We start from the raw sequence: 14215 nt of genomic DNA, 5'->3' as shown, positions 1-14215 counted from the left end.
CGGTTTACCCGTAGACGTGGAAGCCGCGGCCGCTCTTGCGACCCAGGTAGCCGGCCGCGACCATCTCCTTGAGCAGCGGAGCAGGGCGGTACTTGCTGTCGTTGAAGCCCTCGTGGAAGGCCTCGATGATCGCCAGCAGGGTGTCCAGGCCGATCAGGTCGGCCAGGGCCAGCGGGCCGATCGGCTGGTTGCAGCCCAGGCGCATGCCGGTGTCGATGTCCTCGGCACTGGCCAGGCCTTCCTGCAACACGAAGATCGCTTCGTTGATCATCGGCACCAGGATACGGTTGACCACGAAGCCCGGACGGTTGCCGGCGGTGATCGCGGTCTTGCCGACCTGGCCGGTCAGGGCCATGGCCGCGGCGTAGGTCGCGTCATTGGTCTGCAGGCCGCGGATCACCTCGACCAGGGCCATCATCGGCACCGGGTTGAAGAAGTGCACGCCGATAAAGCGCTCCGGCTGGCTGACGGTGGCGGCCAGTTGGGTGATGGACAGCGACGAGGTGTTGGTGGCGATCACGCAGCTGTCGCTGACGCTGGCGGCGACCTGCTGGAGAATGCGCTTCTTGAGCTCGAGATTTTCGGTGGCGGCCTCGATCACCAGTTGCGCGTCTTTCAACTGGGCGTAGTCGGTGCTGGTGCGAATGCGCCCGACCGCGGCTTCGGCCTGGTCCGCCTGCAGGGTCTGCTTGCTGACCTGGCGCTCCAGGTTCTTGCGCAGGGTGGCCACGCCACGCTCCAGCGCGGCGTCGGACACGTCGATCAGGGTGACCTGGTAACCGGCCACGGCACACACCTGGGCGATGCCGTTGCCCATGGTCCCGGCGCCGATCACGGCGATGTTGTGAATGCTCATGCGGTTATTCCTCAAACCCGTTCGAACAGGACGGCGATACCCTGGCCGCCGCCGATGCACATGGTCGCCAGGGCATAGCGACCCTGGATGCGTTGCAGTTCATGGATGGCCTTGGTGGCGATGATTGCGCCGGTGGCGCCCACCGGGTGGCCCAGGGAGATGCCGGAGCCGTTCGGGTTGACCTTCTCCGGGTCGAAGCCGAGCAATTTGGACACGGCGCAGGCCTGGGCGGCGAAGGCTTCGTTGGACTCGATCACGTCCAGGTCGGCGACCGTGATGCCGGCCTTGGCCAGGACTTTCTGGGTGGCTGGCACGGGACCAAGGCCCATCAGCTCCGGTTCGACACCGGCATGGGCGTAGGCCACCAGGCGGGCCAGGGGTTTCAGGCCTTCGCGCTCGACCATCGCCCCGGTCGCCAGGACCAGCGCCGCAGCGCCGTCGTTCAGGCCGCTGGCGTTGCCGGCGGTGACGCTGCCGTCCTTCTTGAACGCGGTCTTCATCCCGGCCAGTTGCTCGGAGCTGACCTCACCGCGCACATGCTCGTCCACCTTGAACTGCACCGGGCCTTTGCGACCGGGGACTTCGATGGCGACGATCTGGCTGTCGAAACGGCCTTCGGCGATGGCGCGGGCGGCGCGCTGCTGGCTGGTGATCGCCACTTCGTCCTGCATCTCGCGGCTGATGCCGTGTTTGGCGGCAACGTTTTCGGCGGTGATGCCCATATGGAAGCCTTCGAACGGGTCATGCAGGATGCCGAGCATGTAGTCGATGCTCTTCATGTCGCCCATGCGTGCGCCCCAGCGGGCCTGGGTCAGCAGGTACGGGCCGCGGCTCATGGCCTCGGCGCCGGCGGCGAGCACGGCCTCGGCTTCGCCCAGTTGCAGGGTCTGCGCAGCGGAAACGATGGCCTGCAGGCCGGAACCGCACAGGCGGTTGACGTTGAAGGCCGGGGTTTCCTTGGGGATCCCGGCGTTCATCGCGGCCACGCGGCCCAGGTAGGCGTCGCGGGCTTCGGTGGGGATCACGTTGCCCATCACCACATGGCCGATCTGCTCGGGGGCGACACCGGAGCGTTCGAGGGCAGCGCGGGTGACGTGGGTGGCGAGGTCGGCCAGGGGCAGGTCCTTGAGCGAGCCGCCGAAGGTGCCGATGGCCGAGCGCACGGCGCTGACTACATAGATATCGTTGTTGTTCATGATCCACTCCAATGGGCTAAGGCGTGGCATGACGCCACCCGCTCTGCGAGAATGACGCCCGGTTCACGCCCGGATTGTCAGCGAGTCTAGGCAAGGGGCGGGGCCGGGCCTATGCCTTAACTGTCCAGCGTGCCTGTCATTTTTTGCAATGCAGGGGCGCCAATGCGGAACTGTTCATGCGGGAAAACGATTCGGTCGCGGTCTACTTCGTCCACATCATGCTGTATGCCCTGCGCCAGCAACCGGCGCGGGCTGCGGCGCTGCTGCGCCAGGCCGGTATCGATCCGGTGGTGCTGGAGGATAGCAGCGCCCGGGTGCCGGCGACGGCGTGCGCCCGTTTGTGGCTGATCCTGATCGAAGCCCTCGACGACGAATTCTTCCACCTCGACAGCCACGGCATGCCCCTGGGCAGCTTTGCCCTGATCTGCCGCGGGCTGATCCAGGAGCCCAACCTGGAAAAGGCCCTGCGCCAGTGCCTGGGCAACTTCAGCCTGTTCCTGCGGGATATCCGCGGCAGCCTCAGCCTGCGCGGGCAGCGGGCGGTGATCAGCCTGCACTCGTGCATCGACGATCCGCAGCGCCGGGTTTTTGCCGAAGAAACCTTCCTCGTCCTGGTGATCAGCCTGCTGTGCTGGCTGGGCGGGCGACGCATTGCAATCGACCGCACCGAGCTGACCGATGCCCGGGTGCGGCTCGAGGACGATGCACTGTTGTGGGGGCCGAACCTGCAATTGGGGGCGGGGCGGACGGAAGTGGAGTTTGCCGCCGACTACCTGAAGTTGCCGGTGGTACAGGACCTTGGCGCGCTGAAGACCTTCCTGCGCAGTGCGCCGCAAGGGTTGGTGGTGCGCTGGCGCAACCAGAACGGCCTGGCGGCGCGGGTGTACCGGCATCTGCGTCGCACCGAGTACGACCAGTGGCCGACCTTGCTGGCCCTGGCGGGTGAAATGGGCCTGAGCCCGAGCAGCTTCCGGCGCCAACTGGAACGTGAAGGCTGCTCGTTCCAGCAGATCAAGGACGAAGTACGCCGGGCCATGGCCTTCGAATGCCTGCGCGATAGCGACCTCAGCGTTGCCGAGATCGCTGCGCAGACCGGTTTCCAGGAGCCCAGCGCGTTTCACCGGGCATTCAAGAAGTGGACCGGGGAGAGCCCCGGCAGCTATCGCCAGCGCCTCGCCGAGGCTTAGGCTTTGTTCGAGAAGTGCCTGCGCGGCGATCAGGCACTTCTCGTACAAACCTACGCCGGGATCATCGCAAAGCCCACGCCAAAGCGGTTCCAGGCATTGATGGTGGCGATGGCCAGGGTCAGGTTGACCACTTCGCTTTCGCTGAAGTGTTCCAGCAGGGCGTCGTACTGGTGCTGCGGCGCATGTTTCTCCGGCAGGCGGGTCAGGCTCTCGACCCAGGCCAGGGCGGCCTTTTCCCGTGGGGTGAAGAAGTTCGTCTCGGCCCAGACGCTGAGGGTCTGCAGGCGTGCCTCGGTTTCGCCGGCCTGGCGCGCATCGTTGGCATGCAGGTTGACGCAATAGGCACAGCCGTTGATCTGCGAGGCGCGCAGGCGGATCAGCTCGAGCAGCGAGTGCTCCAGGCCGGATTTCACCATGGCCTGCTCCAGGCCGACCATGGCTTTGTAGGCGTCCGGGGCGTGCTTGGCCCATTCGATTCGGGTGGTCATTGGCGGGTGCTCCGTTGTGTGTCAGGGGATGGAGCACACCTTAAGTGCAGAGTCCGGCTGGCCGAATAGCCAATTCCGGGTTTTCCAGGGAGGCCAATCCCGCAGGCGCTACCAGAGCACGATCGCCGCCAGTTCCACCATGCACATCACCGTCACGCACAGCGCCAGCAACAGATGCACCCTGACCCCGGTGGCCACGGTCTCGGCGCACAACCCCTGCACCTGCACTGCGTAACGTCGCCGCAAGCGCAACCACGCCAGGCCCGCCACCGCCAGGCACAGCCCGGCCGGTAGCACCGCCAGCCAGCCATGATGGGGAACCCAGCGCAGGAAAAAGCAGCTGCAGACGATCATCGCCAGAATGGTCCGCCGCCACGCCAGCAGGGTGCGCTCGGGTTGCAGGCCGATATCGCCATGGGTCAGTTCAGGCACGGAAGAACACCGCCCAGGCAAAGATCACCATCACCAGCGACACCCCGATCGACAGCGCCGGGGCAATCATCGGGAAGGGCAGCGGCTGGCGCTTGCGCATGGCGCGCTCGACGTTCAGCCAGCGGATGAAGGCCGGCAGGCTCAGCAGCAGCGCAAGGACGATCAGCGACACTGCCAGCAAGCGGCGGGTGCCGGAGGAGAAGATCTCGGCAGTGAACATGTCTACCGCGATACCGCTGGCCAGCAGGGCCAGGGACGTGCGGATCCAGGCGAGGAAGGTGCGCTCGTTGGCCAGGGTGAAGCGCGGGTCCGGTTCCTGGCCGTCGGCGAGGAGCTTGCTCGCGAGCCAGCCGCGGGAGGGGTCGGTGTTGTCGGTCATGGGGTGCTCTCCTGATGGCGAAGGTCAAGCATTCGGCCGTCGCACTTTCCGCGATGTGGTTCGCCGATGGCAAGTGCAATAGAAGGTCCGACAGCAGATCGCGTCAGGGCTGACCGGTGCAATGCGATTTCCCGGCATTCCCTTCGCGCAGGCAGTACCGTCCTGGGTCCTACAGCGCCCGGTCCCGACAGTGCAGCAGCGCCTCGCGAATCATCGCGCTGACCAGTGCCGGCGAGACGCCCAGGGCGCGGGCGATCTCGTTCTGCTTCATGCCGTGGATGCGGCTCATCTCGAAGGCTTGCCGGGTGCGCGCCGGCAGGTCGGCGAGGGCGGCCGAGACCCGCTCCAGCACCTGTTGGTCCGAGATCAACGCCTCCGGATTGGCCCCCGGCGGCACCGGCGCTTCATCGCATTCAGTCTCGGCATTGATCAGCCGGTCTTCGAACTGGCGTCGCCGGTAATGATCGATCGACAGGTTGTGCACCACGCGGTTGAGGTACGAGACCCGGGACTGGATCTGCTGGTCCTTGCCGGCGTCATCGACCTTGATAAACGCCTCGTGGACGATGTCCTCGGCGTGGCTGCGGCAGCCGATGATCTTCGCGGCCAGGCCGATCAGGCGCGAGCGCTGGGTCGAGAACACCTCGAGCCAGGGAGAACCACCGCGGGCCACACCGGTTTTTTGCATGGGATACCTGGGTTCCGTTCTTGAAGTCAGCGCGCACGGTCGGGAAATCTAGTGCTATCAAGAAGTATTTGCAACAACTCTCGTAAATGGCGCGCCAGGGCAGCCAGGGCAAAAGCGGATGGAGTAAGCTTGCGCACTTTCCGCCCATGGCCGTCCCGATGTCCGACCCTGCCCAGCCTGAGAAAACCCCGAGCGAGATGGCCGCCGACTGGTGCGTGCGCCTGCATTTCGAGGAATGCAGCGCGGCGGACCGGGCGGCGTTCCTGCGCTGGTATCACGCTGATCCGGTGCACGCCATCGAGTACGCCAACATGTGCCGGGTGTGGCAGGTCAGCGAGCAGTTGCCGGAGCCGGCGACCCGGCGTCGCCGCCTGCCGCCGCTGGCCCGCGCCGCCGCCGTGCTGCTGGCGGTGGGGGTGGCGTGGAGCGCTGGCTGGTCGTGGGGCGTGTTGCCGGGCAGCGTGCGTTACTACGCCGCCGAGGAACTGCGTCGCCAGGTGCAGTTGCCGGACCGCAGTGTGGTGGAGCTCAACCGGCGCACCGGCCTGCTTTACCTCGGCTACCGTGACCAGCGGCAGATTCGCCTGCGTGACGGCGAAGCCTTCTTCGATGTGCAGCGCGATACCGACAAGCCTTTCGTGATCAACACCGAGAACGCCCGGGTGCGGGTGACCGGCACCCATTTCAACGTCTGGACCACGCCGTCGCAGAGCACCGTCACCGTCGCCGAAGGCACCGTGCTGGTCTCCCGTGGCGAGGACGGCGAGGGCGCCAACCAGGGCGCGGAGCTGACTGCCGGCCTGCAGGCCGACGTTCGTCCAGGGCGGGCGCCACAGCTGCGCCGGGTCGATCCGGCGCGGGCCACGGCCTGGCGCCATGACAAGCTGATCCTCGATGACGTCAGCCTGCGCGAGGCCATCGTGCAGTTGAACCGTTACCTCGAGGTGCCTCTGCAACTGGACGGCAGTGCCATCGCCGAGCTGCGCCTGGGCGGGATCTACGACATCGCCGAGCTCGGCCAACTGGTGGCCGCATTGCCACGGATCCTCCCGGTGAAACTGCGCCGCGGCGACGGCGTGCTGATCCTCTCCGCCCGCTGAAATCACGCGCTCCCGACAATTCGCTGAACAAATCCGCGACTCGTTCGTCGATCCGGCATGCGCCCGGTTTCATCCCTCGCGCAGGCCAATACATAACGAGAATCGTCAGGAGCATCATGATCACCCACCCGCTGAATCATTCGCCGCAACGGCTGCGCCAGTGCATCGCCGCCGCGACCCTGGGCCTTGCCATGGCCATGGCGCCGTCGGTCCGCGCCGAGCCCGTAGCGATCGACATTCCGTCCAAGACCCTGGCTGCGGCGCTGACCGACCTGGGCAACCAGGCCGGGCTGCAGATCCTCTACAGCCAGGACATCGTCTCCGGCTTGCGCAGCCAGGGTGTGTCCGGGCAGATGGAGCCAGAGCAGGCGCTGCGGCAGATGCTCCAGGGGACCGCGATCGTCTTCCTGATCGATGGCCGCCACGTCACCCTGCAGGACAGCGCCGGGGAGGCGAGCCTGGTGCTGCCGGGCACCAGTATTTCCGGCCAGGCCTACAGCTCGGTGACGCCGGATGATGGCTACGTCGCCAAGCGCGCTTCGGCGGGGAGCAAGACCGACACGCCGATCATCGAAACGCCGTATTCGGTGTCGGTGGTCACCCGCGAGCAGATCCAGGCCCAGCAGCCCAAGACCGTGTCCCAGGCGCTGCGCTACACGCCGGGGATCAACACCGAGCTGGCCGGTCCGCAGTTCGTCACCGACCAGCTGACCATCCGCGGTTTCCAGCAGGGCACCGGGCGCATGCTGCGTGACGGCACCCGGACCTTCCTCCCCGAGTTCCTCGGCTGGGATGCCCCCGAGCCCTATGGCCTGGAGCGCATCGAGGTGCTGCGTGGTGCCAGTTCGGTGCTCTACGGCGCCTCGGACCCCGGTGGGCAGATCAACCTGGTGAGCAAGCGGCCCACCACCGAACCGTTGCGCCAGGTGCAAGTGCAGGGTGGCAACCATGACTACCAGCAGACGGCCTTCGACCTGGGCGATGCCCTGGACGATGAAGGCGTCTGGAGCTACCGCCTGACCGGCCTGTTCCGCGAGGCCGATGCCCAGGCCGACGACATCACCAACCGCCGCGAGTACCTGGCCCCCGCGATCAGCTTCCGGCCCAATGCCGATACCGAGCTGACGGTGCTGGGCGAGTACCAGAAGCAGACCGGCAACTTCGCCAACCCGCTGCCGGCCCAGGGCACGGTGTTCCACGATCCCCGTGGCCGCCTGGACCGCGATACCAACGTCGGCGACAGCGCCTACGACTTCATGACCAACGAGAAGACCTCCCTGGGCTATGTCTTCGAGCACCATGTCGACGAGGTCTGGACCCTGCGCCAGAACGTGCGCTACAGCGACTACCGCCAGTCCAGTTCGGAAATCGCCATCTTCGGCCCGGTCGGCAGCGACTATTCGCGCTACAACGACCAGCGCAAGGGCGATGGCCGCCTGTTCACCATGGACAACCAGGTTCAGGCCAACTTCGCCACCGGGCCGCTGGAGCACACCTTGCTGATGGGCGTGGACTACAACAATGGCAAGTTCGACCAGCAGCAGGCGCTCAACTTCATCCTCGAACCCTTCGATGTGTACAACCCGGCGCACGGCCAGGCGCTGACCTACGCGCCGGTCAGCAGGGCGAGTTGGGAGCAGAAGCTGTCGCAGACCGGTGTCTACCTGCAGGACCAGTTGAAGGTCGACAACTGGGTATTCCTGCTTGGCGGTCGCTACGACTGGGCCAGCAACCAGAAGGACGACCGTGATCCGCAGACCCAGAAGGACGAAAAGTTCAGCGGCCGGGCGGGCATCGTCTACCTCTTCGACAACGGCCTGGCGCCTTATGCCAGCTACAGCGAGTCGTTCCTCCCGGTGATGGGCGTGACCGCCAGCAACAGCCAGTTGTCGCCGGAGAGCGGCAAGCAGTACGAGCTGGGCCTGAAGTACGAGCCGCCGGGGGCTAACAGCCTGTACACCGTCGCGATGTTCGACCTGACCAAGCGCAATGCCACGGAGTACGTTTCCGGCGTGGCCCGCCAGGATGGCGAGCGTCGCTCCCGGGGGATCGAGTTCGAGGCCAAGACCGAGATCAGCAAGGGCTTCAACCTGATCGGCAGCTACACCTGGAACGATGTCGAGGTGACCAAATCCGATCTCGGCACCGAGGGCAATACGCCGATCCGCATTCCCGAGCACATGGCCTCGGTCTGGGCCGACTACATCTTCCAGGGCGGGCCGCTGGCCGGCTTGAGATTGGGGGCGGGGGCGCGCTATGTAGGCAGCACCTACGGTGACGACATCAACAGCTTCAAAGTCGACAGCTACACGCTGTTCGATGCGCTGGTGGCCTATGACCTGGGCAAGCTCGATGCGTCGCTGCACGGGATGGAGGTGTCGCTGAACGCCAACAACCTGCTCGACGAGAAGTACGTGGCCGGGTGCTTCAGCACGGTGGGCTGCCAGTATGGGCAGCAGCGGACGGTGTACGGGTCGGTGACCTACAACTGGTAAGTGACTGGTCAAAACCGGTTCTCGCGGCTGGTCAAAAACCTGTGGGAGCTGGCTTGCCAGCTCCCACAAGGTCCGCGGTTGGCGAATTTCCGACGACAGGGAATTTATTCCGCCCCCGCACTGTCTTCCCCTGCGTCAAGGCGATCGGCTATCGTCGCCGGGCACCGTTCCCGTTCGCCGCCGCGAGGCCCGTCATGCAATCTCCATCCTCCGATACCGGCGACGCCCTCGAGCGTCTGCAACTGGCCCTGGATTCCGGGGCCATCAGTGGCACCTGGGTCTGGGACATCCCCAACAACAGCGTCACCGCCGACCAACCCTTTTCCAGGGCTTTCGGCCTGCCTCTGGACCGCTGCCGCGCCGGCATGCCGATCGAGGAAGCCTTCACCTCGATCCATCCTGGCGACCTCGATCGCGTCGCCGCCGAAATCCAGCAGACCATGCAGCGCGGCGGGGCCTTTCGCTGCGAGTACCGGGTCCGGCAGCAAGACGGCTGCTACCGCTGGATCGAAGCCAGCGGCCATTGCGAACTGGACGCCGAAGGGCAGCCCGTGCGCTTCCCGGGCGTACTCATCGATATCGAGTCGCGCCGCGCGGCGGAGGCCGAGCGCGATCGGGTGTCGGCGCTGCTGCGGATCTTCGCCGGGGCGGTCCCCGGCGTGGTCTACGCCAAGGACCTGGACGGGCGAATGCTGGTGGCCAACCACGGCACCACCGAGCTGATCGGCAAGCCGCCCGCCTTCTATATCGGCAAGACCGACCTGGAATTCCTCGAGGACAAGGAGCAGGCACGCCAGGTGATGGCCACCGACCAGCGCATCATGCACGGCGGCAAGGCCGAGCAGATCGAGGAGCAGGTCGACATGGCAGACGGCACCGCGGCCACCTGGCTGTCGGTGAAGGCCCCCTTGCTGGATGACACGGGGGCGGTCATGGGCTTGATCGGCTCTTCCATCGACGTCACGGCCAAGAAAGCCGCCGAAGAGGCGCTGCTGAATCTCAACCGCACCCTGGAAACCCGGATCGGCGAGGCCCTCGCCGAAAACGAGGCCGCGCAGGCCGCACTGCGTCAGGCGCAGAAGATGGAGGCGGTTGGCCAGCTCACCGGCGGTATCGCCCATGACTTCAACAACCTGCTGGCCGGCATCACCGGCAGCCTGGACCTCATCAAACTGCGCCTGGCGCAGGGCCGCTCGGCGGATCTCGAGCGCTATGTGGCGGTGGCCTACGGTGCGGCGCAAAGGGCCGCCGCGTTGACCCACCGCTTGCTGGCGTTCTCTCGCCAGCAAACCTTGCTGCCGGTACCCACCGATATCAATTCGCTGGTCAGCGGCATGGAAGAGCTGATCCAGCGCACGGTCGGGCCGACCATCGATGTCTCGGTGCAACTGGAGTCGCTGCGTTCGACCTGCGTGGTCGATCCGGCCCAGGTGGAAAACGCCCTGTTGAACCTGTGCATCAATGCCCGCGATGCCTTGCGTGGTGGCGGCGAGCTGCGCATCAGGACCTTCGACCAGCCAGGCGGTCAGCACGAGCTGCCGCCCGGCGACTACCTGACCATCGCGGTGGAGGACGATGGCTGCGGCATGAGCCCCGAGGTGCTGGCCAAGGCCTTCGAGCCGTTCTTTACCACCAAGGCGGTCGGTGCCGGTTCGGGCCTGGGCTTGCCGATGATCTACGGTTTTGCCCGGCAGTCCGGCGGCCAGGTGCGGATCGAATCCGAGGAGGGCAGGGGTACCCAGGTATTCCTGTCGCTGCCGGCACGGCCCCAGTTGCTTGCGCCGCCAGCGCGCGAACAGACCGTGGAGGACGTCGCCAGGGTCGCCAGTGGCGCCACGGTGCTGGTGGTCGAGGATGAGGCCTCGGTGCGGGCCTTCGTCAGCGAGACGCTCACCGGGCATGGCTATTCGGTGATCGAGGCGGCGGACAGCAAGGCCGGGCTGCGCCTGTTGCGCTCGGACATTCCCATTGATGCGCTGGTCACCGATATCGGCTTGCCCGGTGGCATGGACGGGCATCGGATGGTGCTGGAAAGCCGCGCGGCGCGGCCTGGCTTGCCGGTGCTGTTCATGACCGGCTACGCGCGACCGGAAGTGCTGGACAACTCGCCGCTGGAAGCGCCGGTACTGACCAAGCCGTTTGCCCTGGAGGCGCTGCTTCGGAGTGTCGATGCGCTGTTGAAACGCTGAGAGCGACGCGGACCTTGTGGGAGCTGGCTTGCCAGCGATTGCGATGGTGAAGCCACTGCTGCAATCGCTGGCAAGCCAGCTCCCACAAAGTCCACGCCAATCCAGCTTTCTCGTGTATAAAGCGCTGATAGCCGTCTGATATCAACGTATCGCCACCGAACATTCACATTACTGTCATAAAGTTTCGGCAAAGTGCCTCGGCCATCACATGGAGCACTTTCTGAATGAAACGCCTGATGAAGTCCGCTGCACTCGCCGTTTCGGTATCCCTTTTCGCTTCTTCGGCCTTTGCCGAAAGCGTGCGCCTGACCGGTTCCGGCGCCAGTTTCCCTGCGCCGATCTACCTGACCTGGTTCAAGGATTTCAGCAAGAACACCGCGGGTGTGACTGTTGACTACCAATCGAAAGGCAGTGGTGCAGGTGTTCAGGACTTTCTGAACAAGACCGTCGACTTCGCCGCCAGTGACTCGGCGATGAAAGACGAAGAAATCGCCAAGGTCGCCGAAGGCGTCCAGCTGCTGCCGATGACTGCCGGTGAAATCGTCCTGGCCTACAACCTGCCGGGCAACCCGAAAGGCCTGAAGCTGCCACGTGAAGTCTACTCCGACATCTTCCTGGGCAAGATCACCCAGTGGAACGATCCTAAGATCGCCGCTGCCAACCCTGATCTGAAGCTGCCGGCTACCCCGATCACCGTCGTTGTGCGCGCTGACTCCAGCGGTACCACCGCCGTGTTCACCAAGCACCTGTCGGCCATCAACCCTGCCTTCAAGGAAGCACTGGGCGAGGGCAACACCGTCAACTGGCCTGCGACCGACAAGTTCATCAAGTCGCCGAAGAACGACGGCATCACCGCCACCGTTCGCCAGACTCCAGGCGCTATCGGCTACATCGAATACGGCTTCGCCAAGCTGGCCAAGGTCGACTTCGCCGTTCTGCAGAACAAGGCCGGCCAGTACGTCGTCCCTAACGCCGAAAGCGGTGCCGAAGCACTGGCCGCGGTGAAGATGCCGGAAAACCTGGTGGCCTGGCTGCCTGATCCGGACGGCGCCAAGTCCTACCCGATCACCTCCTACACCTGGATGATCTTCCGCAAGGACAACGGCAACCCGGCCAAGGCCAAGGCCATGCGCGACATGATCGAGTACAGCCTGACCGAAGGTCAGAAGATCGCTGACTCGATGGGCTACATCCCGCTGCCACCATCGGTTGTCGAGCAGGTACGCAAAGCGTCCGCCAACATCCAGTAAGACTGCCAGCGCGCTCTCGGAGTGGCTTGATCGCCACGCCGGGAGCGTTTGCCCCTGTCCCGGAATTAATCGATGAACACCCCATTTGACATACCGGAAAACCCCGACTCTGCATGCCGGCCACCTTCGGCGAAGGATTTCCTGGTCGACCGCATCTTCCGTGCCCTGGCACGCATCGGTGTTGCGCTGATCCTGGCGCTGGTCTTCGCCCTGATTTTCGAAGTAGGACGCAAAGCGCTCCCTGGTATGGAAAAACACGGCTTCGACGTGCTGTTCGGCACCGTCTGGGACGTCAACCAAGGCAAATACGGAATTCTGCCAGCCATTTGGGGCACGCTTTACAGCGCCTTTATCGCACTGCTGATCGCCGGTTTCTTTGGCGTGAGCATGGCGATCTTCCTGACCCAGGATTTCCTCCCGGCGAAACTCGCCGCCGTCTTCCGCACCATCGTCGAACTGCTCGCCGCGATCCCCAGCGTGGTCTACGGCCTGTGGGGCATCTACGTGGTGATCCCGGCCATCCGTCCGCTGACCGCCTGGCTGAACAGCGAACTGGGCTGGATCCCGTTCTTCGGCACCTCCCTGAGCGGCCCCGGCCTGCTGCCGGCTGCACTGGTACTGGCGATCATGATCCTGCCGACCGTTGCCGCCGTGTCCCAGGACGCCCTGACCAGCGTGCCGATGAAAACCAAGCAGGCCGCCTACGGCCTGGGTACCACCCACTGGGAAGCGATCCTCAAGGTGATGGTGCCGTCCGCGGCCACCGGCATCTTCGGCTCGCTGGTCCTCGGCCTCGGCCGTGCCCTCGGTGAAACCATGGCTTTGGCCATGCTGGTGGGCAACGCCAACACCATCACCGTGTCGCTGTTCGCCCCGGCCAACACCCTGGCGGCCTTGCTCGCCCTGAACTTCCCGGAAGCCGGCCCGACCGAGGTCGAAGTGCTGATGTACGCGGCACTGGTGCTGATGTTCATCACCTTGCTGGTGAACGTGCTCGGATCGCTGCTCATGCTCTACGCCCAGCGGGGGAATAAATAATGACCGACCTGTCCCAACCAGCCACCGCGCTGCCGAGCCTGCAGCGCCGGTTCGAAGGCCGCGCCCTGCGCAGCATCATCCTGACCAGCCTGGCCTGGTTCACCGCGATCGTCGCCAGCGTGCCGTTGCTCTCGGTGCTGTACATGCTGATCACCAAGGGTGGCGCACGCCTGAACCTGGAAGTGTTCACCGAGCTGCCACCGACCGGTTTCGAGATGGGCGGCGGCTTCGGTAACGCCATGGCCGGTACCTTCGTCATGGTCGGCATCGCTGCCGCCATCGCGGTACCGGTCGGCATCCTCGCCGCGGTGTTCCTCGCCGAACTGGGCCCCGACAGCAAGCTGGCCAACGCCTCGCGCTTCGCCGCGAAGATGCTCACCGGCCTGCCGTCGATCCTCGCGGGTGTATTCGCCTACGCCCTGGTGGTCATGACCACCGGTACTTACTCGGCGCCCGCAGGTGGCGTAGCGTTGGCAGTCCTGATGTTGCCGATCGTCGTACTGACGGCCGAGGAAGCCATGAAAATGGTCCCCAAGATCATGAAGGACGCCGCCTACGGCATGGGGTGCACCCGTGCCCAGGTGATCATGAAGATCGTCCTGCCGACCGGCCTGCCGGCGATCCTCACCGGCGTCATGCTGGCCGTGGCCCGCGCCGCCGGCGAAACCGCGCCGCTGCTGTTCACCGCGCTGTTCAGCAACTACTGGATCTACCACGACGGCAGCCTGGCGGTGATGAACCCCACGGCGTCGCTGGCGGTACTGATCTACAACTTCTCCGGCATGCCGTTCGACAACCAGCTGGAGCTCGCATGGGCGGCCTCGCTGGTCCTGGTAATGATCGTGCTGCTGGTCAATATCGTCAGCCGTATCTTCGGCAAGCCCAAGTATTAAGAAAGGGAGCATCTGAACTTGAAC

Annotated in this window: 13 protein-coding genes; 7 read left to right on the top strand and 6 right to left on the bottom strand. The window is 65.1% G+C overall.

The genetic code is table 11. The features are described from left to right. Positions 1–4 precede the first annotated feature (4 nt). Positions 5–856, bottom strand: coding sequence for a 3-hydroxybutyryl-CoA dehydrogenase (locus AC2CQI_RS08060; protein WP_075801731.1), 852 nt, complete (start codon positions 854–856; stop codon positions 5–7). Between the two features lie 11 nt (positions 857–867). Further along, on the bottom strand, positions 868–2052 hold the full coding sequence (locus tag AC2CQI_RS08055; protein WP_484579818.1) for an acetyl-CoA C-acyltransferase family protein: 1185 nt from the start codon (positions 2050–2052) through the stop codon (positions 868–870). 176 nt (positions 2053–2228) lie between these two features. On the opposite strand from AC2CQI_RS08055, the gene AC2CQI_RS08050 reads away from it, so the two are divergent. Next, positions 2229–3239, top strand: a complete 1011-nt coding sequence (locus AC2CQI_RS08050; RefSeq protein WP_075801733.1) for a helix-turn-helix domain-containing protein — start codon at positions 2229–2231, stop codon at positions 3237–3239. Between the two features lie 50 nt (positions 3240–3289). On the opposite strand, the gene AC2CQI_RS08045 is transcribed toward AC2CQI_RS08050, so the two are convergent. The 4 genes from AC2CQI_RS08045 to AC2CQI_RS08030 form a co-directional block, all read right to left on the bottom strand. Beyond that, on the bottom strand, positions 3290–3727 hold the full coding sequence (locus tag AC2CQI_RS08045) for a carboxymuconolactone decarboxylase family protein (protein WP_075801734.1): 438 nt from the start codon (positions 3725–3727) through the stop codon (positions 3290–3292). A gap of 108 nt (positions 3728–3835) precedes the next feature. Next, entirely contained in the window at positions 3836–4159 is a 324-nt protein-coding gene (locus tag AC2CQI_RS08040; protein ID WP_218641230.1) for a DUF202 domain-containing protein, read from the bottom strand. Beyond that, on the bottom strand, positions 4152–4538 hold the full coding sequence (locus AC2CQI_RS08035; RefSeq protein ID WP_075801736.1) for a YidH family protein: 387 nt from the start codon (positions 4536–4538) through the stop codon (positions 4152–4154). Before AC2CQI_RS08035 ends, AC2CQI_RS08040 begins: the two co-directional genes overlap by 8 nt. Positions 4539–4707: 169 nt before the next feature. Beyond that, positions 4708–5226: a sigma-70 family RNA polymerase sigma factor gene (locus AC2CQI_RS08030; protein WP_075801737.1), complete on the bottom strand. Its 519-nt coding sequence runs from the start codon at positions 5224–5226 to the stop codon at positions 4708–4710. Between the two features lie 158 nt (positions 5227–5384). Between AC2CQI_RS08030 and AC2CQI_RS08025 the strand changes: the two genes are divergently transcribed. The 6 genes from AC2CQI_RS08025 to pstA all read left to right on the top strand — a co-directional run bounded on the left by AC2CQI_RS08025 (position 5385) and on the right by pstA (position 14191). Further along, the gene (locus AC2CQI_RS08025; RefSeq protein ID WP_484579817.1) at positions 5385–6326 is read left to right on the top strand and encodes a FecR family protein; all 942 of its coding nucleotides are present in this window, start codon (positions 5385–5387) and stop codon (positions 6324–6326) included. A 116-nt stretch (positions 6327–6442) separates the two neighbouring features. After that, a complete protein-coding gene (locus AC2CQI_RS08020) occupies positions 6443–8821 on the top strand; it encodes a TonB-dependent siderophore receptor (RefSeq protein WP_075801739.1) in 2379 nt (792 codons plus the stop codon). 194 nt (positions 8822–9015) lie between these two features. Then, on the top strand, positions 9016–11010 hold the full coding sequence (locus AC2CQI_RS08015) for a hybrid sensor histidine kinase/response regulator (protein WP_484579816.1): 1995 nt from the start codon (positions 9016–9018) through the stop codon (positions 11008–11010). 224 nt (positions 11011–11234) lie between these two features. Continuing rightward, the gene (gene pstS, locus AC2CQI_RS08010) at positions 11235–12260 is read left to right on the top strand and encodes a phosphate ABC transporter substrate-binding protein PstS (RefSeq protein ID WP_484579815.1); all 1026 of its coding nucleotides are present in this window, start codon (positions 11235–11237) and stop codon (positions 12258–12260) included. A gap of 72 nt (positions 12261–12332) precedes the next feature. After that, positions 12333–13298 (top strand): phosphate ABC transporter permease subunit PstC, encoded by a 966-nt coding sequence (gene pstC, locus AC2CQI_RS08005; protein WP_075801742.1) that lies wholly within the window; start codon positions 12333–12335, stop codon positions 13296–13298. Further along, the gene (pstA, locus tag AC2CQI_RS08000) at positions 13298–14191 is read left to right on the top strand and encodes a phosphate ABC transporter permease PstA (protein WP_075801743.1); all 894 of its coding nucleotides are present in this window, start codon (positions 13298–13300) and stop codon (positions 14189–14191) included. The genes pstC and pstA overlap by 1 nt, the downstream gene beginning before the upstream one ends. The last annotated feature ends 24 nt before the right edge of the window (positions 14192–14215 follow it).

This window comes from Pseudomonas sp. P2S-1 (assembly GCF_057197725.1).
The sequence above is the reverse complement of the archived record's forward strand: the minus strand, read 5'-3'. Positions and strand labels throughout refer to the sequence as shown.